Genomic DNA, 22,586 nt, shown 5'->3' on the forward strand with positions numbered 1-22,586 from the left:
TTGCGTCTAACTGTCATGGGCGTTCGACACGTTCAACTCACACCTGCGTTGTCAGATGTTTCAGTATCCTGATGGCATGGCTCTTGACCTTCCAGTCACGGGAACCCTTATGTGACTTTGTATGACACACCCCTCTCTCTCTTTTGGCATATCCGGCCTTAACTGCGCGTCCTGCGTCGGGCGGGCAGAAGCCGCATTGCAAGCCGTGCCGGGTGCGCAAGCGGTGCGGGTCAATCTGGCAGATCACTCTGCACGGATCAGCGGGGTGAGCCCCGATGCGGCGATGCGGGCGCTGGATGACGCAGGCTATCCGGCTGAAGTGACACAAGTCCGGCTTGAGATCGCAAACATGTCGTGCGCCTCTTGCGTGGCGCGGATTGAGGCCGCGGCACTTGCACAGCCCGGAGTTATACTAGCCGAGGCGCGACTGCCGACCCATGAACTCTACGCTGAGGTATTGGGGGATGGGCATGAACTGCGTGCGGCACTGGCCACCGCTGGCTATCCGGCCAAGGAGAAGTTGCCCGACACCACCCCTGACGATCCCGCGGCCGCTCTGCTGTGGCGGTTCCTTGTGGCGGCAGCACTGACTCTGCCCGTCTTTGCCATGGAAATGGGGGGGCATGCGATCCCGGTGGTGCACCACTGGATTGCTGCCAACATCGGAACCACCACCAGCCATCTGGTGCAACTTGCGCTGACGGGGCTTGTGCTGTTGGGGCCGGGTGCTGGCTTTTTTAAACGGGGTGTGCCCGGTTTACTCAAGGCGCGCCCGGATATGGATGCGCTTGTTGCGCTTGGGGCTGGTTCAGCATTCCTGTTTTCTGCCCTCGCCGTGCTTGCTCCCGGCGTATTGCCCCCTGCGGGCATATACTTTGAGGCAGCGGCGGTGATCGTAACCCTGATCCTGATGGGCCGTTGGCTTGAGGCGCGCGCCAAGGGACACACAGGCGACGCTGTGCGTCGCCTTTTGGGCCTGCGCCCGGATACAGCAGAGGTTGAGCGGGATGGAGCCTTTAAGGATATTCCCGTGGATGATGTGCAGATCGGTGACGTGTTGCGCGCACGTCCGGGTGGGCGGATCGCTGTCGACGGCAGTGTGGTTTCCGGTGAGACATATATCGATGAGGCGATGCTGACCGGAGAGCCGATCCCCGTGCTCAAACGCATCGGTGATCTCGTCAGCGCGGGCACGCTTGCGACCAACGGCACGCTGACCTACCGCGCCACTCATGTGGGGCGCGACACGGTTCTGGCCCGCATCACTGCGCTGACCGAGGTGGCCCAAGCCGCGCGATTGCCGGTCGAAGCTTTGGTCAACCGCGTCACGGCATGGTTCGTGCCGATTGTTATGGTTATCGCACTGCTCGCATTCTGCATCTGGTGGGCGCTTGTCGGACTTGGCCCGGCGGTGGTGGCCGGGGTGTCGGTGCTCATTATCGCCTGTCCCTGCGCGATGGGACTGGCCACTCCGATGTCTATCATGGTGGGCACCGGGCGGGCAGCAGAATTGGGTGTCCTCTTTCACAAGGGCGCGGCGTTGCAACGCTTGCAGGATGTACAAGTGATCGCCTTTGACAAAACCGGCACGCTGACGCTTGGACAACCCGCTGTGACGAACATGGCGTCGGAAAACCCTGATACAATGCTGCGCGCAGCTGCGGCGGTTGAACAACACTCTGAACACCCGATTGGTCGGGCAATCGTGGCCGCAATGCCAGACGTCACAGAGGATGTAAGTGGGTTTGAAGCCACATTGGGTAACGGGGCGCAGGCACGTGTGGACGGCAAACAAGTCGTGATTGGTAACGCAGCCATGTTGGAAAATGCTGGGATCGCCACCAGTGATGTATGGCTTGCACAGACGGAAGCATGGTCCGCGACCGGCGCGACTGCGATCCACGTGGCAATTGATGGCCATCATGTCGGTGCTATCGCTGTCAGCGATCAGGTGCGCCCGGGGGCTGCTGACACGATTGCGCGGATCAAAGATACGGGGCGCGCTGTCGCCATGATCTCGGGCGATGCCAAAGCAACCGCTGATCACGTCGCACGCAGCATCGGGATTGATCATGTGGTAGCTGGCGTCCGCCCGGATGGAAAAGTCGCAGCACTTGAGTCGTTGCGTTCATCCCATGGTGCGGTGGCCTTTGTCGGCGACGGCATCAACGACGCGCCTGCATTGGCTGCAGCCGACGTTGGTCTGGCGGTGAACGGCGCAAATGAGGCCGCAATCGAAGCGGCGGACGTTGTGATGATGTCGCCAGAGCCCGCCGCCGTTCTTCGAGCGCTCAGTATCAGCGCAGCAACACTGCGCAACATCCGCCAGAACCTTGGCTGGGCCTTTGGATACAATGCGCTGCTGATCCCCGTGGCCGCTGGGGTATTGGTCCCGTTTGGAGGGCCGCAACTGTCACCCGCACTGGCGGCACTTGCCATGGCGCTTTCATCGGTTTTTGTGGTCACAAATGCGTTGCGGCTGCGCAAGAAAGGTCAGACATGAACATCTCGCAAGCCTCAAAAGCCACCGGCCTTCCTGCCAAAACCATCCGTTATTATGAAGAGATCGGGTTGATCCGGCCGATGCGAAGCACCAACGGGTACCGGACTTTTACAGACACCAGCCTGCACCAGTTGAACTTTCTGGCCCGTGCCCGTGCGCTCGGGTTTTCGATAGATCACTGCCGCTCACTGCTCGCACTCTGGGAAGATCGGGATCGCGCGAGCGCAGATGTGCGACGCATTGCGCTCAAACACCTCAATGAAATCGAGAAAAAGATCTCTGATCTGACAGAGATGCGCGACACGCTCGGCGAACTGGTCAGAACCTGTGACGGAGACGGCCGACCAGACTGCCCAATCTTGAACAGCTTGTCGGCAACTTCATTTAGCTGAAAATATTGTGGGATAGTCGCGCCTGCGCTTTGGGTGAAACCCCAAAACGCATGGCGTGGCTCAGCCGCCTTTGGATCAGCGGCGGCGGTCCCGGCGTGAAGACATGGGTTGGAACGCCACGCCCACATGTGCCTCGCAATAGGGTTTGCCTTGTTGGACAGGCAGACCGCAGAACCAGAAGTTGTCCGTAGCCGGATCGCCCACGGGCCATTTGCAGGTCCGCTCGGTCAACTCCATCAAGCTGATCTTCTTGGATTTCTTTTCGACTTCATTGACTTTGGCCAATGCCTCAGGGCTGATCTCATTGGCTGAGGGTTGCGGCGGCAGAGGTTGGCCTGCGGGAATGATCTGTTTGCGGGCTGGCAGGTTTGGCCGCGCTTCGCCGGAGGGGACAGGCTTGATCGCCGGTTCCGTCTTGGGCTGGGGTTGCTTTGGCTTGGCCTCGGCCTTTGGCGCGGAAGGTTTGGCTTTCGGTTCGGCCTTGGCAGGTGTTGCACCACTGCCAGCGCGGTTGGACAAGCCAAGCCGGTGGACCTTGCCGATCACGGCGTTGCGGGTCACCCCTCCCAACTCCTTTGCGATCTGGCTGGCCGACTGGCCCTCGCCCCACATCTTTTTGAGAACTTCAACGCGCTCGTCAGTCCAGGACATCAGCAGGCTTTCTTAGCTAAAAAGCGACCCCCTTTGCAGGGGCCGCCCCAAAATTTCGTATCAGCGCTCTATTCTAATGCTGTGCGCCAAAGTTACAAGGGAGCATGGTCATGTTTGGGCTGTGTTCGCACGGCTTCGCGCCATGCCAGCAACAGTGCGCCTGCAACAATGATACTGGCGCCCAAGATCGTGACCCCATCCGGGATCACATCGTAAAACAAAACATCATACACAGCGGCAAAAATCAGCGTCCCGTACGTTAGCGGCGCGACAAAGCTGGCATCAGCGCGCGCCATCGCATTTACAAAGCAGGTCTGCGCCACGGCCATCGCACATCCAAGGCCTGCCATCAGCGCCCATTGCATTGGGGTGGGCCAGATCCAAACCCAAACAACGGCAAGGCTCGCGATCCCGACGCCTATGGCATTGTTCACCACCAGAATAGAAAACGGGTTCTCCCGCCCGGTGAGCTTTTTGATGATGTTTAACTCGAACCCCAGAATGACGGCTGCCGCTAGCGCATACAAAGCGCCGGGTTGAAAACTGTCCGGCGTCGGGCGCAACAAGATCACAGCACCGACCAATGCGATCAGGGCCGCACTCCACCGCCATTTTCCGACTCTTTCGCCAAGCAGGGGAATGGCAAAAATCATCCCAAATACGGGATTGAGAAATGAAATCGCAGTCGCGTCCGCCAGTGGAATGTGGGCCACGCTTGCAAACATGAGCGTCAAGCCAGCCCAACCGCCCAAAGTGCGGGTCACGTGCAATCCAAGATGCGGGCGTTGCAGGGCGGGGCGCAGAATTGCGGCAACCACGGCAAAACTCAAAAACGCAAAAAGAAACCGCCCGAACACCACCTGAAACGGATGCAGAGGCGTTCCAAACTGCGTGCTCGCCAGTGTCTTGGCGATCAAAGTTGTGGCCGCGATGAAAGCACAGGCCACCGCGATCAGTATGGCCGCCAGAGCAGGGTTATGGGTTTTTGCGGTATACATGCAGGGCCGTTGAGCCCGATCCTTCACCTGATGCAAGCGAAAAGGGCTGGCACAAGCCCAAAGCTTGCGCTAGTTCACATGCATGATCAAACGCGCCTTCCTCCGACGAAAAGCATAACGCAGCTCTGCCTGCGCCTGATCCCGTTGCATCTACTCGCAACACCACTTCACTCTCAATTTTGTTGACCCTGCCCCGTGGCTCATGCACCAACGCAGTCATGCCACAAGGCCACCCAGATAGGATGATCCCCATGATCGCTTCCGTTTTGCCAACCTATAATCGTGCCCCCTTTAGCTTTGTAAAAGGCGAAGGCTCCTGGCTGATCGAGGCGGACGGGCGACGTTTTCTTGATCTGGGGGCGGGGATCGCTGTGAACGTGCTGGGCCACGCCAACCCCGCGTTGACGGAGGCCCTGACAGCGCAGGCGGGCTCCCTCTGGCACACCTCGAACCTCTATGAGATCCCACAGCAAAAAGCGTTGGCGGATAAACTGGTCGACGCGACCTTTGCCGACACGGTGTTCTTTACGAACTCGGGCACTGAATCCTGCGAATTGGCCGTAAAAATGGCGCGCAAATACTGGTACGAAAAGGGGCATTCGGAGCGCATCGAGATCATCACGTTCTCGGGCAGTTTCCATGGCCGCTCATCAGCCGGGATCGCTGCGGCGGGGTCTGAGAAAATGACCAAAGGCTTTGGCCCGCTTCTGCCCGGTTTCGTTCATCTGCCGTTCGCAGATCACGAAGCCATCGCCCCTGCAATCACCCACCATACAGCAGCTATCATGATAGAACCCGTGCAAGGCGAGGGTGGTATCATTCCTGTGCCCGACCAATGCCTGAAGGGTTTGCGGGATCTGTGTGACGAGCATGGAATCCTTTTGATCCTCGACGAGGTGCAGTGCGGTGTGGGCCGGACGGGCAAATTGTTTGCCCACGAATGGGCGGGGATTGAACCCGACATCATGATGGTGGCCAAGGGCATCGGTGGGGGGTTCCCTCTGGGTGCTGTGCTGGCCACGGAAAATGCGGCGAGCGGAATGACCGCAGGAACCCATGGGTCCACATATGGTGGCAACCCGCTGGGCTGTGCTGTCGGCAACGCGGTGATGGATGCTGTCAACACGCCCGAATTTCTGGACGATGTAAATCGCAAGGCGGGCGCATTGCGCCAAAAGCTCGAAGGCTTGGTCGCGGCTCATCCTGACACGTTCGAAAGCGTGCGGGGGCAGGGCCTGATGATCGGGATCAAATGCAAGGCCACAAATACGGATATCGTGCAGGCCGGTTATGATCAGAATGTTCTGACTGTGCCGGCAGCGGATAACACGATCCGGCTGCTCCCACCGCTGAACATCACGGACGAAGAGATTGGCGAGGCTGTTGATCGCCTCGACAGGGCGGCAGCCTCCCTCGCTGCGTAACAGCTCTTTCGTATCCAAACATCCTCGGAGGCCCGGGGGCAGATTGCCCCCGGTGCTCTCCATTCAAGAGACCAATGCTATGACCCATTTTTTAGACATCCACACAACCGCACCCGCAGATTTACGGACCATCATTGACGGTGCCCAATCCATGAAAAAGGCGCGTGCAGGTCGCCCGAAGGGGCAACTCGATGACGACCAGCCTCTTGCCGGGCACATGGTCGCTCTGATCTTTGAAAAGCCATCGACGCGAACCCGCGTGTCCTTCGACGTTGGTGTGCGTCAGATGGGCGGGCAGACAATGGTGTTGTCCGGCAGTGATATGCAGCTTGGCCACGGCGAGACGATCGCTGATACAGCGCGTGTCCTGTCCCGCTATGTCGATCTGATCATGATCCGCACGTTTGAAGAGGCTACGCTGCTTGAGATGGCAGAGCACGCGACCGTTCCAGTCATCAATGGGCTGACCAACCGCACCCACCCCTGCCAGATTATGGCGGACGTGATGACGTTCGAGGAACACCGCGGACCCATCAAAGGCAAAAAAGTCGTGTGGTCTGGCGATGGGAACAACGTGTTTGCGAGCTTTGCCCATGCGGCGAAACAGTTCGAATTTGATCTTGTGTTCACCGGACCTGAGCCACTTGACCCGGAACGCAGTCTAGATGGCCTGTATACCACCGTGAGAAATCCGGATGAGGCGGTCGCAAATGCGGACCTTGTTGTGACGGACACATGGGTGTCGATGCACGATCCGCAATCCGCGCGTGAAAGGCGGCACAACCAGTTGCGTGGCTATCAGGTTAATGCCGACCTCATGGCCAAATCCAGGCCCGACAGCCTGTTCATGCACTGCCTGCCTGCCCACCGCGATGACGAGGCTACGTCCGAAGTCATGGATGGTCCGCATTCAGTCATCTTTGACGAGGCCGAAAATCGCCTGCATGCGCAAAAGGCAATCATGCGTTGGTGTCTGGGCGTTTGAGCACACTCCGCATAGCGGTCGCCGGGGCAGGCAGCATCGGCTGCTTTGTCGGGGGATTGTTGCGTGATGCAGGATTTGACGTCCGACTACTTGGGCGCGCGCGGGTGATCAACGCGGTCGCCCAAGATGGGCTTCGGCTTACGGACTTTGACGGGCTCAGCCTGGAGGTGGGCGGCATTACTGGGTCTGACGATCCTGAAACTGCTCTGGCGGGTGCCGATTTGGTTCTTGTTTGCGTCAAGTCCGGCGATACCGAAGCGATGGGGCGCCTGATTGCGGCCCATGCGCCTGATGCCCAGGTGATCAGCCTTCAAAATGGTGTCGACAATGCCGCGCTGTTGCGTGCCGGTCTGCCGGGGTCAGATGTCCGCGCGGCGATGGTGCCTTTCAACGTAGTGTCGCATGGCCCGGGAGAGTACCACCGTGCGACATCGGGCGATATTCTGGTTGAGGCGGGGCCGTTGCCGGACCTCTCCTGCGCCCACCTGACTTGGCAGGCTGTCGATAATATTGAGGCTATCCAGTGGGGCAAGTTGCTGATTAACCTCGGGAATGCGGTCAATGCGCTGGCCGATATGCCATTGCTTGAGCAGTTGCTGGACCGCGCCTGGCGGCGGTTGCTGGCTGATCAGATGACGGAAGCCCTGCGCATACTAAGGGTTGTCGGGATCAAGCCCGTCAAAACCACTGCCGCACCACCAAATATCATTCCGCATATACTGCGCCTCCCAACACCGTTGTTTCGGGTTGTTGCTGCAAGCATGCTGACGATCGACGCACAGGCGCGGTTGTCTATGTGGGACGACCTCAAGCAGGGCCGGAAGACCGAGATTGATGCGCTTCAGGGAGCGATACTGGACCTTGCTGAACGTCACGGACGACAGGCCCCTTTGAATGCTAGGATGCGCAGCCTAGTCCGGGCGGCAGAAGACGCAGGCCGTGGACCGCCGGGGCTTACTCCGCGCGACATTCGCTCCTAGGCTTGCGCGTCAGAACGGGCTCTCTATGGTCGTCGAAAAGGAACATGGGGGCCCTATTATGGCAGCAGACATAGGCGTTTACGGACTAGGTACTATGGGGAGCGCATTGGCGCTCAATCTTGCCGAGAAGGGTTTTGAGGTTGCCGTCTCCAACCGTGAGGCGGATTGGATCGGTCCCTTTCTCAGCGAAACCGAAGGGCTGACAGGCGCGGTGCGTGGCTTTGAGGAACTGGCGGATTTTGTCGGAGCGATCAAAGCGCCACGCACGATCCTATTTATGATCCCATCTGGTGCGCCGATGGATGTCATGATCAAGGAAGTGACCCCGCTGCTGAGCGATGGCGACACGATCATTGACGGCGGCAACGCGGATTTCAACGACACTCGCGCGCGCACGAAACGGCTGGAAGGCACAGGCGTACATTTCGTTGGCATGGGCGTGTCAGGCGGTGCGGAAGGTGCACGTCATGGCCCATCGATGATGGTGGGTGGGTCGCATCATGCATGGGCGCAGTTTCGGCCCATGGCTGAGGCGATGGCGGCTCGCTTCGAAGATGATCCCTGTGTAGCGCATGTTGGTCCTGACGGGGCTGGTCACTTCGTAAAGACCGTACACAACGGGATCGAATACGCCGATATGCAAATGATTGCAGAGGTTTACGGCATTCAGCGTGATGTGGCTGGTATGGCTCCGGCCGACATCGGTGCGATGTTCGGGCGCTGGGCTGGTGGTCCGCTGGCCTCATACCTTGTCGAGATTTCGCACTCGGTTCTGCAAGCGGTCGATGCCGAGACAGGCAAGCCGATGATCGATGTCATCCTTGATTCCGCCGGGCAAAAGGGAACGGGCCGTTGGACCGTGATTGAAGCGCTCAAACTGGGACAGTCCGCGTCAGCCATTGAAGCTGCGGTCGGGGCGCGCGGTTGGTCCTCGCAAAAAGAGGTGCGGGTGGCGGCGCAGGATATGCTGGAGTCGGGGGCCAGTGCCTCGACAACGCCGGGTGAGGATGATCTGGCAAGTGCTATGTTGGCCGGTCGCATTCTGGCCCATGCGCAGGGTTTTGCCGTTTTATCAACGGCTTCAGAGGCGTTTGACTGGTCGCTGGATATGGCCCGGATTGCCGAGATCTGGCGGGCGGGCTGCATCATTCGCTCAGCCCTGCTGGACGAATTTGCCGACGCGTTCCGGGGCGAGCTACCCCATGGTCAGATGATCCTTGCACCGGCGATGGTCGAGCGTCTGGCTGCGTCCGTGCCGAGCCTGCGCCGGGTTGTGGCTGCGGCCAGTCTTGCGGGCCAGCCACTTCCGGCCTTGTCGGCAGCCTTGTCATGGCATGACAGCATGGCCCGCGCGCGTGGGACAGCGGATATGATTCAGGGCTTGCGCGACTATTTTGGAAACCACGGATTTCGCAGGATCGACCGGGATGGTGACCATCACGGCTCGTGGGGGTGATTTACTCCTTGTTTATATGGGTAAAAGGCTGAAAACAGTTGTGTACCGGACGTGCGCAACCTGTGCACAGACTGTGCACCGATCATGCACGGATTTGGAGACGTTAACGCCGCGTGCGGTCATCTGGAGGACGCGCGCTGCGCGACGCCATTTTTCAAGGGGCTCTGCCCCGTCCTTCGGACTCCCCCGGGATTTATTCAAATCAGAGAAGAGACGTGTGGGGTGGTGCGGCCACCGCCCTATTTGCGCGGCTTGGCACGTAAGGTCGGGTCGGCTTCTGTCGGGTCTTCGGGCCATGGGTGTTTGGGGTACTGTCCGCGCATGTCCTTGCGCACATCCCCGTAGCTGGTGGCCCAGAAACGGGGCAGGTCGGACGTGACCTGTACTGGGCGCTGGGCGGGAGAGAGTAGGGTGACTTGAAGCGGGGTCTGACCCACCATTGGGTGCTGGGTCACCCCGAACATCTCTTGCAGCCGTACCGAGATGCCCGGGGTGGCTTCGTCATAGTCGATGGCGATTTTGCGCCCCAGTGGCGTTTCAAAGTGGCCGGGAACGGCGCGGTCGAGGGTTTGCATATTATCCCAGCCCAGCAGGGATTGCAGGGTGGGCAGGATGTCGAAGGCCTTCCAGTCCGCCTGAGAGCGCACATCGGTGAGGTGGGGCAAGAGCCAGTCCTCGAGCGTAGTCATGAGGTGGCTCTCGTTCAAGTCGGGGAAGTCTTCCCCCATAAGAGCGGCGCGCGCCATTAGTCGTCGGGCTGCGCGGGAGGGGCTCAGTCCCAATTCTGCAATGCCATACAGCATGGCCCGCGCCACGTCCTCATCCGGAGCGTCCGGCCAGTGTTTGTCTTCAAGTACGAGCGCGCCAAAGGCACGCTGCTGGCGTGACTGGACGCTGCGACTGCGTTTGGACCACTGGCAGATGTTTTGCCATTTGATCTGATCGCCAAAGAGGGCGTCGAGTGCGCTGTCGCTGAATCCGACCGCCTGTCTTATCCGCGCCTCGCGGGGGTCGCCGTCAAGGTCTGTGGCCACGATAAGCCGGTGACCGGACAGCGCATCACCTTGTGGCAGGATCGCGCCCTTGCCGCCCGACAACACAAAGCGCGGTGCCTCGCCGGAGCGGCGTAACCCGATACGGTCGGGGTAAGCGAGAGCAGCCATGTCTCCGAGATCGAGCGGAGGTCGGTCTGGTGCACTGCGCTTCAGTCGCTTTGCCTCATCTCGGATGCGCGCCAGCGTGCCGCGATGCGCATCGGCAAATGCGTTTGGATCATTGAGGGCCCGCATGCGCAGGGCGAGGTCTGTGCCCCGGTTGCGCAGGGGGTCGCGTTCGGCCAGCAGAGCGGCGAGGGGGGCGGCCTGTTTGCCAGCCGTGACCAGCATGTGCGCGAGACGCGGGTGCAGCGGTTGGCGCGCTAGGGCGCGTCCGTGATCTGTTATCCGCAGGTTCTCGTCCAGAGCGCCGAGCATCTGAAGCAGACTTTGCGCTTCTTTCAGGCGGCCCTGATGCGGTGGAGTGACAAAGCGCAAGCAGTCGCCGCTGCCCCAGAGGCTGAGTTCGAGGGCAAAGCCTGCGAGATCTCCGCTGGCGATTTCTGGGGGCGGGAAGGCGGCCAAAGCCCCGTCTTCGCCTTTGGTCCACAGTTTGTAGGCCGTACCGGGCGCAACCCGGCCTGCGCGGCCCATTCGCTGTGTCGCTTCGGCCCGCGTGACCCGTTCCGTCACCAGTCGTGACATGCCAGAAGCTGCGTCAAACTTTGCTCGCCGGGACCGCCCTCCGTCTACGACGATGCGGATGTCGGGGATGGTCAGCGAGGTTTCGGCGATGGAGGTGGCGAGCACCACCTTGCGTTGCTTTGATGGTGTGATGGCGGCACGCTGGGCTTTGAAATCCATTGCTCCAAATAAGGGATGCGCCGTCGTGCCCGTTGGCAAGTGCGGTTCGATCAGAGACAGGGTGCGCCGGATTTCGCCCTCGCCCGGAAGGAAGGCGAGCAGAGACCCCTCGGCCTCTGAAAGAGCGTGCAGGATCAGGTCCGCCATCGCGGCTTCGAACCTTTTGTCTTTGGGGATCGGTTTGGGCAGCCAGTGGGGTGTCACCTCGAATCTCTGACCGGCACTGGTGAGGATGGGGGCCTGCATCACTTCGGCGACTGGGGCCGCATCGAGCGTGGCAGACATGGCCAGCAAGATCAGGTCGTCGCGAAGGACGTCAGCCACCTCAAGGCAGAGCGCGAGACCGAGATCGGCGTTGAGCGAGCGTTCGTGAAATTCATCGAAAATGACGGCGCCGATCCCAGGCAAGTCGGGTGCGTCTTGCAGCATGCGGGTCAGGATGCCTTCGGTGACGACCTCAATCCGCGTATTCGGGCCGACGGTGCTGTCGCCCCGGATGCGGTAGCCGACGGTCTGGCCGGTATTTTCCCCCAATGTCATGGCCATCCGATCGGCTGCCGCGCGCGCGGCGAGGCGGCGGGGTTCCAGCATCAGGATTTTGCCGTCTGTGAGTCCTGCCTCAAGCATCGCAAGCGGGACGCGTGTGGTCTTGCCTGCCCCCGGCGGGGCTTGCAGCACGGCACGCCCCGCATCGCGCAGAGTGTCGATCAGATCGGGCAGGATTGCGTCGATGGGGAGCGTGGCGGTCATGGGCCGCCTTATGGCTGAAGCGCACCCTCGCGCCAACACTGGACATTTGCCTGTGCCTTTCCCACAACGAAGCGGAAAGGGGACGGGCGATGGACACCAGGGATCTGGCAGACAGAATTGCACGCGGCGAACGTCGGGCGCTGGCCCGTGGCATCACGCTGGTGGAAAGCGCGCGCGCTGATCATCAGGCGCAGGGTGCGGATGTGATCGCGGCCCTGCCGCGCGACCGCCAAGCCTTGCGCATCGGGCTGTCGGGCACGCCGGGGGTGGGTAAGTCTACCTTTATCGAAGCTTTTGGCATGATGTTGATCGGGCAGGGTTTGCGTGTTGCTGTGCTGGCCGTTGATCCCAGCTCGGCTCGCTCGGGTGGGTCGATCCTTGGGGACAAGACCCGCATGGATCGTTTGAGCCGTGAGCCGGGTGCGTTTATTCGCCCTTCGCCCAGTCGCACCCATCTGGGTGGCGTGGCGCGCCGCACTCGTGAGGCGGTGGCCTTGTGCGAAGGGGCGGGTTTTGACGTTGTGCTGATCGAAACCGTTGGGGTTGGCCAGTCGGAGACGGTTGTGGCGCAGATGGCTGATCTGTTCCTGTTGCTGCTGGCCCCGGCGGGGGGCGACGAGTTGCAGGGGGTCAAGCGCGGCATCATGGAGATGGCTGACATGATCCTGATCAACAAGGCGGACGGGGATTTGAAACCGGCCGCCACGCGCACTTGTGCGGATTACGCCGGAGCATTGCGTCTGCTGCGCAAGCGGCCGCAGGATCCTGAGGGGTATCCCCGCGCGATGATGGTCTCGGCACTTGCGGAAGAAGGGTTGGAGGCGGCCTGGGCGGATATGCAGGCCCTTGTGGACTGGCGCCGTCGTGAAGGTTTCTTTGACGCAACACGTGCAGCGCAAGCCCGCTATTGGTTTGAGGAAGAGGTGCGTCAGGCGCTGCTTGCACAGCTGGACGACCCAAAGGTGCGCGCCGGTATGGACGATTTGGCTGCACATGTGGCGCGGGGTGATTTGACCCCCGTTGCCGCTGCACTCGAACTGGTCCAGACGCATTTGCGCCGATAACACTGCTATTGCTTGTTTCGACCCCGCCGGAGGGGTTGACGCGGACGCCAACCGCGCCTAATCACCCAACACCAGATTCCCGGGTGCTGCCAGCGGCACCCTTTTTATATGTGCGAGTGCCTGACCCTCGCAACAAATCACGAGGTACGCCCATGTCGCGTGTATGCGAATTGACCGGAAAAGGCCCGATGACTGGCAACAATGTCAGCCACGCCAACAACAAAACGCGTCGTCGGTTCTTGCCGAACCTGAACGATGTGACCCTGCAGTCCGAAACACTGGGCCGCGGCATCAAGATGCGCATTTCAGCAGCTGCCCTGCGCACAGTAGACCACCGCGGTGGTCTGGACGGTTTCATGGCTAAAGCCAAAGACGCCGAGCTGTCCCCTGGCATGCTGAAAGTCAAAAAAGAGATCATGAAGGCCCAAGCCGCCGACGCATAAGTGCCGGACTTGTCCTGAAGACTTTGCCCCGTCTGCTAACGCAGGCGGGGTTTTTTGTCGCGCTAGTGGGCGGTTTCGCGCAGTTGAGTGCGTCCCCCCGGTCCGATACACCGGCTCCATGATGCGATCCCTTTTGTCTCTGTTGCTGTGCGCGGTGTTTGTGATGACAAGTCACACAACAGGCGCGGCGCGTGGATCTGACAGGGCCGTCGATCACATGGTGCTGTGCGTCGGTGCGCAATCGGTTGTGGTGTATATCGGGGCCGACGGTGCGCCTGTGTCCGTGCCCCATCATTGTCCGGATTGTGCCTTGCATGCGCTCGACGTGTTGGAGCCGGGTGGGTCCTTGGTTGGGTCCGCCCCTGTTTACGCCCATCATGCCGTCCCTGCGCAGGAACCTGCTCGGATCATCAGTGCATCATTTCATGGTATGGCGCGGGCGCCCCCGATTCTGATCTGAGCCAAGCCCTTCAAAACGACAACTCAGATCAAAAAAGGGGACACACATGTCCTATCTTACACGCGCTTTGGCCTTTGCCACGGCGACCCTGTTTGCCCTTCCAGCCTTTGCCGACGGCATCATGGTGATGGATCCCTATGCCCGCGCGGCCAGCCCGGCAGCCAAGTCAGGCGCTGCTTTTATGACACTGCACAACATGTCCCAGCAGGATGACCGTCTGATCGCAGTGCGCACGGATGCGGCCAAGCGGGTTGAGCTTCATACCCACAAAGAGACGGGCGACGGCATCATGCAAATGATGGAGGTCGAAGACGGGTTTCCCGTCGCAGCGGGCGAGATGATCCAGCTTAAGCGCGGCGGCGAACACGTCATGCTCATGGGCCTGACGGGCCCACTGGAACAAGGTGCCGACATCAGTGTGACGCTGGTTTTCGAGACTGCGGGCGAGGTTGAGGTGAGCATACCTGTCGACAATGAACGCGCGCCGGGTGCTGGAGCACATGGCGGGCACGATAACAAGTCGAACTGATCAGCGAGGGCGGGCGGAGGACACCTCCGCCTTTGCCCTAGCCGTTCAGGACGTCGTCCACCCATTGCGGCACCGTTTCCGAGGCCTTGCCGGGCCGCGTGTCTTCAAACAAGTCCACGGTTTCAGACGGGTCGAGGTTCATCTCGACTGTGCGCGCGCCCACATACCTTGCCATCTGCACAAATCCAGCTGCGGGATAGACGTTGCCGGAGCTGCCGATCGCCGCAAAGATGTCTGCCTGTGCCAGCGCGGCCTCGATCCGCTCCATATGATAGGGGATCTCGCCAAACCAGACGATGTCGGGGCGCGCTGTGGGTTGGGTGCAGGTTGGGCAGGCCTCGCCAACTTTCATATGTAGCGGGGCCGTCCAGCGGTGCCCGCAATTGCTGCACAAGGCCGAGGCCAGCTCACCATGCATGTGTACAACGTCGCTGCTGCCTGCCTTTTCATGCAAAGAATCCACGTTCTGGGTGACCAGCAGCACCTCGCCTTTGTGTTCGGCCTGAAGGCGCGCGAGCGCTGCGTGACCGGCATTGGGGACGGCCTCGTGCGCCTGCGCGCGGCGCGCGTTGTAAAAGTCGACGACCAGTGTGGGGTTGCGTGCAAATCCTTCGCGAGTTGCAACATCTTCGATTCGGTGTTGGGCCCATAACCCGCCTTCGTCGCGAAAGGTGCCGAGGCCGCTTTCGGCAGAGATGCCTGCGCCAGTCAGAATCACGATTGAAGGGTGGGTCATTGTGGCCTCACTTTTGTTAGTGCTGCGCAGTACGAAACTGCCTCATGCCTCAATCAGCCGCAGCTCTCCGGCGAGCCATGGCAGGTGCGACAAGGCGGGGTCGATCATATGTGTCTGAATCAGGCGGCGCATCGTATTTGCCACATCTGTTGGCACGTCGCCGGCCCAGTCTGCGCTGGCAAACAGAGAAATCGTGCGTGAGAACGGCGCAATAGGCAGGGCGAAGGCTTCGACGTTGTCATGAAACCGCCCGGCCCGCATGAAACCCAGTGGCGTTGTCACCGCCCAGCCAATGCCGCGCGCCACCATGGCCATCAGGGCCAGATGACTGCCAATCTCGAACCGGTCCTGCAAATCCAGCTTTTGGCGCGCCAGATGTGCCTCGATCTGCCGGGAGATCAACTGATCACGCTCGTAACGCAGAAAAGGCAGGGAAGTCAGGCTGCCCAGCAGGTCGCCGTGTTGTGCGGCCCCTTTGGGTGCAACGAGGATGAACGGATCACGTGCTAACGGGTATTCGATCACTCCGTCCCGCATCGCGCCGTCACTGGCCGAAATCGCCATATGCAGGCGTTTATCGGTGATCGCTTGCAGGATTTCGTGGCTGGGCGCAGTGGCCAGCGTGAATTTGCACCGAGTCAGGCTGTCGGCAAGGATTGTGACCAGCCGGGGCGTCAGATCATTCTCAAAATCATCGATCACTCCGATGGACAGCGCCGAGAGGTGTGCGAGGTCCATCACCGTCAGTTCTGATTGCGCCAGACGCAGTTGGGACAGCGCAGCTTCGGCGCGGGTAAGAAAGCTGTGGCCTGCCGGGGTCAGCCGCATGGGTCGCTTTGCGTGATCGATAAGGTTGGTGGCCAGTGCGGTTTCGAGATTGCGTAACTGCTGACTGACCGCAGGTTGGCTGAGCCCGGTGGCATTGGCCGCCTGCGCCACAGAACCGGTAGCGGCCAGTGCCTCGAAAACTTCGAGGCCGCGCAGTGTCACACCTTTGCTCAACATATCCCGATCCTTACCGCAGTTTCGCGTTTATTGAAACTACGGGGCTTTCGGTCAATGAAAAATACAGTGACCGCTACCACATATTTCAATTTTGCGATGATAGCGTGCACTTGCCAGCACGGGCCGCGCTGGGCATCATGGGGCCATGAAGATTGCCACCGCCTCTTATCCGCTTGATGTCCTGCCAGACTGGGCGGCCTATGAGGACAAGTTGACAGCTTGGGTCAGTGAGGCCGTCGATGCCGGTGCTGACCTGCTGGTCTTTCCCGAATACGCTGCGATGGAGCTTGCGACGCTGGCAGGGCTAGACGTCGCGGGCGATCTGGAGGCCTCGCTGTTTGCTGTGGCTGATCTTTTGGCGGACGCGGATGCGTTGCACGCGCATTTGGCCAGTGCACATGGCGTGCATATCCTTGCGGGGTCTGGCCCGGCAACTGATGCGCTGCCCGAAGGGGTTACGCGCCCGGTCAATCGAGCGCGCCTGTTTACGCCCAGCGGCGCCTGTGGCGTGCAGGACAAGCAGATCATGACCCGTTTTGAGGCTGAGGAGTGGGATGTTGTCCCCGGTGGGCCCTTGCAGTTGTTTGATACGAGCCTCGGCAAAATCGGCATTCTGATTTGTTACGACAGTGAGTTTCCCCTTTTGGGGCGGGCCTTGGCTGAGGCCGATATTCTTCTGGTCCCTTCTGTCACCGAGGCGATGAGCGGTTATTCCCGAGTTCGTATTGGCGCACAGGCCCGTGCCCTTGAAAATCAATGCGTTACCGTGATGTCATCCGTAGTGGGTGCGGCGCCATGGTCACCGGCTGTGGACATCAGCACAGGCGCGGGAGGCATATTTGGCCCGCCAGATCGCGGCTTTCCGGATACGGGTGTCATTGCGCTTGGGGAACTCAACGCACCCGGCTGGGTCTATGGTGAGGTGGATCTGAACGTGATTGCAGCGGTGCGCGCCGACGGTGTCGTACTCAACCGCCGCCACTGGGCGTTGCAACAGGGCCGTGCCGATCCGGCCACAGTCACGCAACTGGCTTGATTACCCCTTGAATTATGGCACCAGCGGGCGCATTTAGTGGCGCGTCCGTCCTCGCGCGGACCTGAAGTAACAAAGGAGAGACCATGGCCAAGGAAGATACGCTCGAATTTCCCGGTGTCGTAAAGGAACTCCTGCCCAATGCGACGTTTCGGGTCGAGCTTGAAAATGGCCATGAGATCATCGCACACACGGCAGGAAAAATGCGCAAGAACCGTATCCGCGTTCTGGCTGGCGACAAAGTGCAGGTCGAAATGACCCCCTATGACCTGACCAAAGGTCGTATTAACTACCGGTTCAAGTAAGCTCGATCCATGGCATTTGTGCTGGGATCTGGCAGCCCGAGACGGCTTGAGCTTCTCGGGCAATTGGGCGTTGTGCCCGACGCCATCCGCGCCCCCGACATCGACGAAGATCCGATCAAAGGCGAGTTGCCTCGCCCCTATTGCGCGCGTATGGCCCGCGAAAAGGTCGCCGCTGTTGTTGCTGATGATGCGGACGTTGTGCTGTGTGCCGATACCACGGTTGCATTGGGGCGGCGTATCTTGGGCAAACCCGCCGATGCGGATGAAGCGCGTGGATTTCTGACTGCCCTGTCAGGCCGTCGCCACCGCGTGATCACCGCCATTGCTGTGCGCAAGGGAGCGCGCATTTGGGAAAAGGACGTGGTCAGCAGGGTAAGGATGAAGGCTCTGTCCGCTTCTGAGATAGCCGCCTACATCGCCAGCGAGGATTGGCGTGGCAAGGCAGGGGGTTATGGCATTCAAGGGCCCGCGGGCGCGTTTATCCCGTGGATATCGGGTTCGTTTACAGGCATTGTCGGTCTGCCTTTGGCCGAAACGGCCGGGGTGCTTCAGGCCGCTGGATTGAGGGTTTGGACATGAAGGGTCGTCAGATTTTTCTGGATCACGTTGGGGGGCGCGAGGCCTCTGCGTTAATGGAAGATGGTCGGTTGATCGATCTGCTCATCGAGGGGGATCGCCCACGCCCCGGTACGGTCTATACCGCTGTGACCGATCGGCCCGTAGCCGGACAGGGCGGTATATTCCTCAAGACACCAGATGGGCAGGCATACCTGCGTGGGGTCAAGGGAATCGGTGCCGGTGAGGTTTTGCGAGTGCAGGTCACCGGGTATGCCGAACCGGGCAAGGCTATTCCGGTTTCCCACAAGCTATTGTTCAAAAGCCGCTATGCAATTGTGACACCGGATGCGCCGGGGCTGAATCTGTCGCGCAGCATCCGGGACGACGATGTACGTGATGAACTGCTCGCTCTTGCGCACGAAGGCATGGAAGGCAGCGAGATGGGTCTGATCCTGCGCTCTGCCGCCGCAGGGGCCGACGGGGACGAGGTGGCCGAGGACATTGCTGCAATGCGCGGGGTGGCCGAGTCCGTTTCGGAGGATGCAAGCACGGTGCCGGAAGTTTTGGCGCAGGGTGATGGCCCGCACGTTCTGGCATGGCGTGATTGGGTGGAACCTGCGGATGTGGTGACGGATGCGGGCTGTTTTGAAGATCACGGCGTTCTGGACGCCATAGATTCTGCACGCGGCGATCAGGTGACGTTGGGGGCACAGGCGTCGATGTTCATCGAACCGACCCGCGCGTTGGTTGCTGTAGATGTGAACACGGGCGCTGATGGCTCTTTTGCCGCCGGACTGAAGGCTAACATGGCCTGCGCACGCGCCCTGCCTGCGGCCCTGCGTGTGCGCGGTCTTGGCGGTCAGGTTGTGCTTGATCTGGCGCCGATGCCAAAGAAAGAGCGGCGGAGTTTTGAAGGTGCCCTACGGGCGGCCTTTCGCACGGATGACGTGGATACGGTTCTGGCCGGTTGGACGCCGCTCGGCCATTACGAATTGCAGCGCAAACGCGCGCGATTGCCGCTCAGTGAAGTGCTGTCATGAGTTGCCCAATCTGCCAGAACGAAACGGTTGCCGCCTACCGTCCTTTCTGTTCGCGTCGATGTGCCGATGTGGATTTGTCGCGCTGGATGAGCGGCGGTTATGCCATCCCGTCTGAACGGGAAGAAGACCAGGATGTCGAAGACACTGAGGGCCCCACAACACACTGACGTCCGCATGTTTTGATAGTATGCGTTTTTTGTTGGTTTTTCTATGGACAGTGTTTGGCCGACGTCCTATCACGCGTCCACCCAGAAGGTCAGCGCCTTCATCCCGTGCCCGGGTAGCTCAGGGGTAGAGCAGTGGATTGAAAATCCTCGTGTCGGTGGTTCGATTCCGCCCCCGGGCACCATTCAAATAGCTGAAATCACTACCTTTATTTAATGCGTCAAGCTGATCTTCTTTTTTGATGAAAGGCCGCGTACCACGCCTGTACCATTTATTACCACTTTAACCCATCTTTCAGGCGCCTTAATTTTGAGGTTATCTGGGATACCTCGCCCCCTTCGAGTGCGATGTGGCAAATCACGCTCGACTAAGAAACACGCCTTCGGACACGAGCCAACGTTCGCAGAATGAGCTCGGTTATCCGCCATTCAATGGTTTCTGCGCCGCGTTGCTTTGCCATCTGCTTTAGAGACTAAAGCGGTTTGCGTTTGACCTAAATCGAATTGGGATCCACAAAGCCACCTTTTTCTGGTTCAGTTTTTTTGGGGCGGGTTGGATCATGGGCAAACCCAACTCTTTAGATCTTCGGGAACGGATTTGCGCCTATGTCACTGAAGGCAACTCAGCTGGTTCAGCAGTGCGGTTGTTCGGCGACTGCTTGGTCATTGCGGTGCAATTGTTAGCGGGGCTTCGTGAACGCGGCATAGCAATTCGCAAACCGCAAGGGCGCCCCAACGGCCCGTTCGACAAACTTGCTCCCTAGCGGAATATTCTTCTGGAAATTTTTCAGGCTAACCGAATAATACCCTCAAGGAATCGTCCTCAAGAGCAGCTCGATATGTTGCATATTTGCAGCATTCGAAATTGAAACGCAAAAATTCGGACCATTCCCAAGGATTGACTAGGCGCTCAACAATCCATGCTTATCCTTTTAAGAGCCAAGAATAGACCATCCCCTATTCTTCTAATTCAAGAATAGCAGTCACCTCTATCCTTGATTTTTTCTATTATTAACAATAATTTACGTCTAAAATGTCGACTTGCCAACCCATAGGCAGGTGTGATTTCTCGTGGCGCGCAACAACCCGTGAGGAGAAAACATGACGCCCAAGAAACTCGAATACGCGGTCCATTACCCAATGCACTTGCGGGAAGACGGATATGTGCATTTGACCGGAAACCAATACGGCATGCTCGAGTGCACGCTCTATTACTCCGCGCCGAACATCACCTCCAAAACGGCAGTTGCTTTGCAAAAGGGCAACATCCAAATCGGCCTTACCGTTTTTGCCCGGGATGCTTCGGTGGTTCCGTTCTTCGTGGCTCAGTTCGACGGAGGTTTCTTTGAGTGCCCATTTGCCCTCGGCGCCGAGCCGCCTGAAAACCAGAACCTGATCACAAAAGCACTGGCAAATGTGAAGCACCTCGGCGAAAATATTTCGTGGCCGATTACTTTGATCGCCGTAGATAACAAGAAAAATGAAGAAGTTGCGCTTCGAGTTGCATCGCTGACGCCGGAGTTCTGGCAGGTTGCCTCGAACGTCATTTTGTCATCTCGCGGTGTTTCGCTGTCCGAATACAGCGAGATTCTCAAGGGAGTGTACCATTTGCATCGCAATCCTAAGGACCTGTTCAAGAAAGCGCTACACGAAGAGCTCTTGGGGCTTCGTGAAATGTACTGACTTTTTCTTAAGCGTAGTGACCGAAACTATTGGCCCGATACCCCGTAGTTCGGCTGTTCTAAACAACCAATCATGAGGCAGGTAATGGCGCGGAGCATTCAAGTTACCAGGACATCAAACGGTGCTAAGATCAAATTTCCTTTCGACTTGAAGGATAACTTTCGGGCGGCGTTCAAATCGGCGAAATGGGATCCGGTTCAGAAAGTGTGGAAAGTCGGTCCCAGGTCGATCAAACGATTGGAGCAGTGGGTAAAAGCAGTTCAGGACGCAGCGGATGAGATTGCGACACATGATGAACGTGAATTTGCGATGCGCGATCTTGAGGCGTTGGCACGCGAGGTCTCTGAAATTAGAGAATGGCGCGCGGCCCAGATCCAATTCGCTGCTGAGCTGAAAGAAACACTGATACTCATCGAAGCGGCGCGAGTTGAGCTGGCCGAAATGAAGGCCGCGTACAAGGAAGAGCAAGCTGCCGTCGCTGATATGCGCGCGCAGATCGAAGAAGCGGTCAGCGATCATTGCGACCTGGAAAAAATGAAGGCTGCGCGCACCATGATGGCTGTAGTCATGCTGCTCCGCAAGGCGAAGGCCACCGAAGAATATAACGAGTCAAAATCCATTGTCCTGGCCGAGTACGAACGGGCTAAAGCCGCAGGATTTTACTCAGATGCGATTGAATTAGCGCTGAGCGCCAACAAAAATCGGCTGGATCGTGATCGGCAGGATCTCTTGCGCGAAATCATCTGGCAGCGGGCAGAGTGTTAGTCACAACAGCTTAGCCTTTTCATGATGTAATCAAGGAACCAAAACCCAAAACCTCAAAAAGTTTGGCTGAAAAGACCGCCATCATAGTGGGCCGCGAGCAAGCCCCAATGCAGGAGATTGAACTTACGGCCCGGGCTTTCGCAGCAAAACTCGGGCAGCCATTGGTATGCTCGGATCCGGTATGGGAATGGCGCGGTATCCGAATCCGCAATCAGGCCGCGGCCCATCCCATTGTTGTGATGACACACTCTGATCCTCTGGTTGAGAATATCCTACATCAAACAAGGGAAGCCGAGATCGCACAGGCCATCGACCGGATTCGGGTGATCCATAATCGCGAACCCAAGGAAGTCATCATCATGAATGAGATTGCCGTCGACATCACGGTGGATCGGGTTGTGGGATGGCCGGACTTTTGGCCGGGGGGTACTCGCCCGGAACGGGCAGTCCAAATGTCTGGTTTCCTACCGCTTGATGGTCAGGAGGCCGTAAATTTATTTACTGAAATCTGGAACAACAAAGAAACCTCAAACAAGGATCTCAAGCCTCTGAAAAGCTTAGTGTCAGAAGACGCATATAAAGATCTATTGTATGCCAAACCTGACAGTAAGGTCGTTTGCCACGTGAGGTGCCCCTAGTTTCCTAGACGCCTGCCTCGTTCATCTTCTTCTGTTTGATTTCATAGTTAACCGGCGACAGCATACCGTTGTTGGTGTGCTTGCGTGTCGGGTTGTAGAACATCTCGATGTATTCGAACACGTCCC

General features: G+C 59.0%; 24 protein-coding genes and 1 tRNA gene. 19 read left to right on the forward strand and 6 right to left on the reverse strand.

Annotated features, from left to right (window positions below; genetic code table 11):
- Positions 1-121: 121 nt before the first annotated feature.
- Together ABJD00_RS22845 and cueR are read left to right on the forward strand one after the other, a co-directional pair.
- The gene (locus tag ABJD00_RS22845; RefSeq protein ID WP_413829122.1) at positions 122-2,503 is read left to right on the forward strand and encodes a heavy metal translocating P-type ATPase; all 2,382 of its coding nucleotides are present in this window, start codon (positions 122-124) and stop codon (positions 2,501-2,503) included.
- Positions 2,500-2,895 carry a Cu(I)-responsive transcriptional regulator gene (gene cueR, locus ABJD00_RS22850; RefSeq protein WP_413829123.1) on the forward strand — a complete coding sequence of 132 codons (396 nt, stop codon included), beginning with the start codon at positions 2,500-2,502 and terminating at the stop codon, positions 2,893-2,895. Before ABJD00_RS22845 ends, cueR begins: the two co-directional genes overlap by 4 nt.
- Before the next feature lie 75 nt (positions 2,896-2,970).
- On the opposite strand, the gene ABJD00_RS22855 is transcribed toward cueR, so the two are convergent.
- A complete protein-coding gene (locus tag ABJD00_RS22855) occupies positions 2,971-3,546 on the reverse strand; it encodes a GcrA family cell cycle regulator (RefSeq protein ID WP_413829124.1) in 576 nt (191 codons plus the stop codon).
- A gap of 92 nt (positions 3,547-3,638) precedes the next feature.
- A complete protein-coding gene (locus tag ABJD00_RS22860; RefSeq protein ID WP_413829125.1) occupies positions 3,639-4,544 on the reverse strand; it encodes a DMT family transporter in 906 nt (301 codons plus the stop codon).
- A gap of 251 nt (positions 4,545-4,795) precedes the next feature.
- On the opposite strand from ABJD00_RS22860, the gene ABJD00_RS22865 reads away from it, so the two are divergent.
- The 4 genes from ABJD00_RS22865 (at position 4,796) to gndA (ending at position 9,389) form a co-directional block, all read left to right on the forward strand.
- Positions 4,796-5,968: an aspartate aminotransferase family protein gene (locus ABJD00_RS22865; RefSeq protein ID WP_413829126.1), complete on the forward strand. Its 1,173-nt coding sequence runs from the start codon at positions 4,796-4,798 to the stop codon at positions 5,966-5,968.
- A 79-nt stretch (positions 5,969-6,047) separates the two neighbouring features.
- Positions 6,048-6,953 carry an ornithine carbamoyltransferase gene (gene argF / locus ABJD00_RS22870; RefSeq protein ID WP_413829127.1) on the forward strand — a complete coding sequence of 302 codons (906 nt, stop codon included), beginning with the start codon at positions 6,048-6,050 and terminating at the stop codon, positions 6,951-6,953.
- The gene (locus tag ABJD00_RS22875; RefSeq protein ID WP_413829128.1) at positions 6,950-7,933 is read left to right on the forward strand and encodes a 2-dehydropantoate 2-reductase; all 984 of its coding nucleotides are present in this window, start codon (positions 6,950-6,952) and stop codon (positions 7,931-7,933) included. The genes argF and ABJD00_RS22875 overlap by 4 nt, the downstream gene beginning before the upstream one ends.
- A gap of 58 nt (positions 7,934-7,991) precedes the next feature.
- Positions 7,992-9,389 carry an NADP-dependent phosphogluconate dehydrogenase gene (gene gndA / locus ABJD00_RS22880; protein WP_413829129.1) on the forward strand — a complete coding sequence of 466 codons (1,398 nt, stop codon included), beginning with the start codon at positions 7,992-7,994 and terminating at the stop codon, positions 9,387-9,389.
- 239 nt (positions 9,390-9,628) lie between these two features.
- On the opposite strand, the gene hrpB is transcribed toward gndA, so the two are convergent.
- Positions 9,629-12,037 carry an ATP-dependent helicase HrpB gene (hrpB, locus tag ABJD00_RS22885; RefSeq protein ID WP_413829130.1) on the reverse strand — a complete coding sequence of 803 codons (2,409 nt, stop codon included), beginning with the start codon at positions 12,035-12,037 and terminating at the stop codon, positions 9,629-9,631.
- An 89-nt stretch (positions 12,038-12,126) separates the two neighbouring features.
- Here hrpB and meaB point away from each other — a divergent pair, with 89 nt between their 5' ends.
- The 4 genes from meaB to ABJD00_RS22905 all read left to right on the forward strand — a co-directional run bounded on the left by meaB (position 12,127) and on the right by ABJD00_RS22905 (position 14,533).
- Positions 12,127-13,101, forward strand: a complete 975-nt coding sequence (meaB, locus tag ABJD00_RS22890) for a methylmalonyl Co-A mutase-associated GTPase MeaB (RefSeq protein ID WP_413829131.1) — start codon at positions 12,127-12,129, stop codon at positions 13,099-13,101.
- A 152-nt stretch (positions 13,102-13,253) separates the two neighbouring features.
- Positions 13,254-13,544 (forward strand): 50S ribosomal protein L28, encoded by a 291-nt coding sequence (gene rpmB, locus ABJD00_RS22895; protein ID WP_413829132.1) that lies wholly within the window; start codon positions 13,254-13,256, stop codon positions 13,542-13,544.
- Positions 13,545-13,707: 163 nt separating this feature from the next.
- Positions 13,708-14,004 (forward strand): hypothetical protein, encoded by a 297-nt coding sequence (locus ABJD00_RS22900; protein WP_413829133.1) that lies wholly within the window; start codon positions 13,708-13,710, stop codon positions 14,002-14,004.
- A 46-nt stretch (positions 14,005-14,050) separates the two neighbouring features.
- Positions 14,051-14,533 (forward strand): copper chaperone PCu(A)C, encoded by a 483-nt coding sequence (locus tag ABJD00_RS22905; RefSeq protein ID WP_413829134.1) that lies wholly within the window; start codon positions 14,051-14,053, stop codon positions 14,531-14,533.
- A gap of 37 nt (positions 14,534-14,570) precedes the next feature.
- Here the strand turns inward: ABJD00_RS22905 and ABJD00_RS22910 are convergent, their stop codons facing one another.
- Positions 14,571-15,269 (reverse strand): NAD-dependent deacylase, encoded by a 699-nt coding sequence (locus ABJD00_RS22910; protein ID WP_413829135.1) that lies wholly within the window; start codon positions 15,267-15,269, stop codon positions 14,571-14,573.
- Between the two features lie 42 nt (positions 15,270-15,311).
- On the reverse strand, positions 15,312-16,274 hold the full coding sequence (locus tag ABJD00_RS22915; RefSeq protein ID WP_413829136.1) for a LysR family transcriptional regulator: 963 nt from the start codon (positions 16,272-16,274) through the stop codon (positions 15,312-15,314).
- Between the two features lie 145 nt (positions 16,275-16,419).
- Between ABJD00_RS22915 and ABJD00_RS22920 the strand changes: the two genes are divergently transcribed.
- The 9 genes from ABJD00_RS22920 to ABJD00_RS22960 all read left to right on the forward strand — a co-directional run bounded on the left by ABJD00_RS22920 (position 16,420) and on the right by ABJD00_RS22960 (position 22,460).
- Complete coding sequence (locus ABJD00_RS22920) at positions 16,420-17,310, forward strand: carbon-nitrogen hydrolase family protein (RefSeq protein ID WP_413829137.1); 891 nt, start codon at positions 16,420-16,422, stop codon at positions 17,308-17,310.
- Positions 17,311-17,393: 83 nt separating this feature from the next.
- The gene (gene infA / locus ABJD00_RS22925) at positions 17,394-17,612 is read left to right on the forward strand and encodes a translation initiation factor IF-1 (RefSeq protein WP_005978431.1); all 219 of its coding nucleotides are present in this window, start codon (positions 17,394-17,396) and stop codon (positions 17,610-17,612) included.
- 9 nt (positions 17,613-17,621) lie between these two features.
- Positions 17,622-18,191 (forward strand): Maf family protein, encoded by a 570-nt coding sequence (locus ABJD00_RS22930; protein ID WP_413829138.1) that lies wholly within the window; start codon positions 17,622-17,624, stop codon positions 18,189-18,191.
- Positions 18,188-19,210 (forward strand): ribonuclease E/G, encoded by a 1,023-nt coding sequence (locus ABJD00_RS22935; protein WP_413829139.1) that lies wholly within the window; start codon positions 18,188-18,190, stop codon positions 19,208-19,210. The genes ABJD00_RS22930 and ABJD00_RS22935 overlap by 4 nt, the downstream gene beginning before the upstream one ends.
- A complete protein-coding gene (locus tag ABJD00_RS22940; protein ID WP_413829140.1) occupies positions 19,207-19,377 on the forward strand; it encodes a DNA gyrase inhibitor YacG in 171 nt (56 codons plus the stop codon). The genes ABJD00_RS22935 and ABJD00_RS22940 overlap by 4 nt, the downstream gene beginning before the upstream one ends.
- 107 nt (positions 19,378-19,484) lie before the next feature.
- A tRNA-Phe gene (locus ABJD00_RS22945) sits at positions 19,485-19,559 on the forward strand.
- A gap of 916 nt (positions 19,560-20,475) precedes the next feature.
- A complete protein-coding gene (locus ABJD00_RS22950; RefSeq protein WP_413829141.1) occupies positions 20,476-21,057 on the forward strand; it encodes a hypothetical protein in 582 nt (193 codons plus the stop codon).
- 84 nt (positions 21,058-21,141) lie between these two features.
- A complete protein-coding gene (locus ABJD00_RS22955; RefSeq protein ID WP_413829142.1) occupies positions 21,142-21,822 on the forward strand; it encodes a hypothetical protein in 681 nt (226 codons plus the stop codon).
- 62 nt (positions 21,823-21,884) lie between these two features.
- A complete protein-coding gene (locus tag ABJD00_RS22960; RefSeq protein ID WP_413829143.1) occupies positions 21,885-22,460 on the forward strand; it encodes a hypothetical protein in 576 nt (191 codons plus the stop codon).
- A 4-nt stretch (positions 22,461-22,464) separates the two neighbouring features.
- On the opposite strand, the gene ABJD00_RS22965 is transcribed toward ABJD00_RS22960, so the two are convergent.
- Positions 22,465-22,586 (reverse strand): IS3 family transposase (locus tag ABJD00_RS22965; RefSeq protein WP_413828751.1); only part of this gene is annotated, 122 nt, incomplete at its 5' end.

Origin of the sequence: Tateyamaria sp. (genome assembly GCF_039945315.1) — a bacterium.
GTDB lineage: Bacteria > Pseudomonadota > Alphaproteobacteria > Rhodobacterales > Rhodobacteraceae > Tateyamaria.

Coding starts and splice junctions, on each gene's coding strand:
- ABJD00_RS22845 (WP_413829122.1), top strand. CDS start 122: ATGACACACCCCTCTCTCTCTTTTGGCATATCCGGCCTTAACTGCGCG.
- cueR (WP_413829123.1), top strand. CDS start 2,500: ATGAACATCTCGCAAGCCTCAAAAGCCACCGGCCTTCCTGCCAAAACC.
- ABJD00_RS22855 (WP_413829124.1), bottom strand. CDS start 3,546: ATGTCCTGGACTGACGAGCGCGTTGAAGTTCTCAAAAAGATGTGGGGC.
- ABJD00_RS22860 (WP_413829125.1), bottom strand. CDS start 4,544: ATGTATACCGCAAAAACCCATAACCCTGCTCTGGCGGCCATACTGATC.
- ABJD00_RS22865 (WP_413829126.1), top strand. CDS start 4,796: ATGATCGCTTCCGTTTTGCCAACCTATAATCGTGCCCCCTTTAGCTTT.
- argF (WP_413829127.1), top strand. CDS start 6,048: ATGACCCATTTTTTAGACATCCACACAACCGCACCCGCAGATTTACGG.
- gndA (WP_413829129.1), top strand. CDS start 7,992: ATGGCAGCAGACATAGGCGTTTACGGACTAGGTACTATGGGGAGCGCA.
- hrpB (WP_413829130.1), bottom strand. CDS start 12,037: ATGACCGCCACGCTCCCCATCGACGCAATCCTGCCCGATCTGATCGAC.
- meaB (WP_413829131.1), top strand. CDS start 12,127: ATGGACACCAGGGATCTGGCAGACAGAATTGCACGCGGCGAACGTCGG.
- rpmB (WP_413829132.1), top strand. CDS start 13,254: ATGTCGCGTGTATGCGAATTGACCGGAAAAGGCCCGATGACTGGCAAC.
- ABJD00_RS22900 (WP_413829133.1), top strand. CDS start 13,708: ATGACAAGTCACACAACAGGCGCGGCGCGTGGATCTGACAGGGCCGTC.
- ABJD00_RS22905 (WP_413829134.1), top strand. CDS start 14,051: ATGTCCTATCTTACACGCGCTTTGGCCTTTGCCACGGCGACCCTGTTT.
- ABJD00_RS22910 (WP_413829135.1), bottom strand. CDS start 15,269: ATGACCCACCCTTCAATCGTGATTCTGACTGGCGCAGGCATCTCTGCC.
- ABJD00_RS22915 (WP_413829136.1), bottom strand. CDS start 16,274: ATGTTGAGCAAAGGTGTGACACTGCGCGGCCTCGAAGTTTTCGAGGCA.
- ABJD00_RS22920 (WP_413829137.1), top strand. CDS start 16,420: ATGAAGATTGCCACCGCCTCTTATCCGCTTGATGTCCTGCCAGACTGG.
- infA (WP_005978431.1), top strand. CDS start 17,394: ATGGCCAAGGAAGATACGCTCGAATTTCCCGGTGTCGTAAAGGAACTC.
- ABJD00_RS22930 (WP_413829138.1), top strand. CDS start 17,622: ATGGCATTTGTGCTGGGATCTGGCAGCCCGAGACGGCTTGAGCTTCTC.
- ABJD00_RS22935 (WP_413829139.1), top strand. CDS start 18,188: ATGAAGGGTCGTCAGATTTTTCTGGATCACGTTGGGGGGCGCGAGGCC.
- ABJD00_RS22940 (WP_413829140.1), top strand. CDS start 19,207: ATGAGTTGCCCAATCTGCCAGAACGAAACGGTTGCCGCCTACCGTCCT.
- ABJD00_RS22950 (WP_413829141.1), top strand. CDS start 20,476: ATGACGCCCAAGAAACTCGAATACGCGGTCCATTACCCAATGCACTTG.
- ABJD00_RS22955 (WP_413829142.1), top strand. CDS start 21,142: ATGGCGCGGAGCATTCAAGTTACCAGGACATCAAACGGTGCTAAGATC.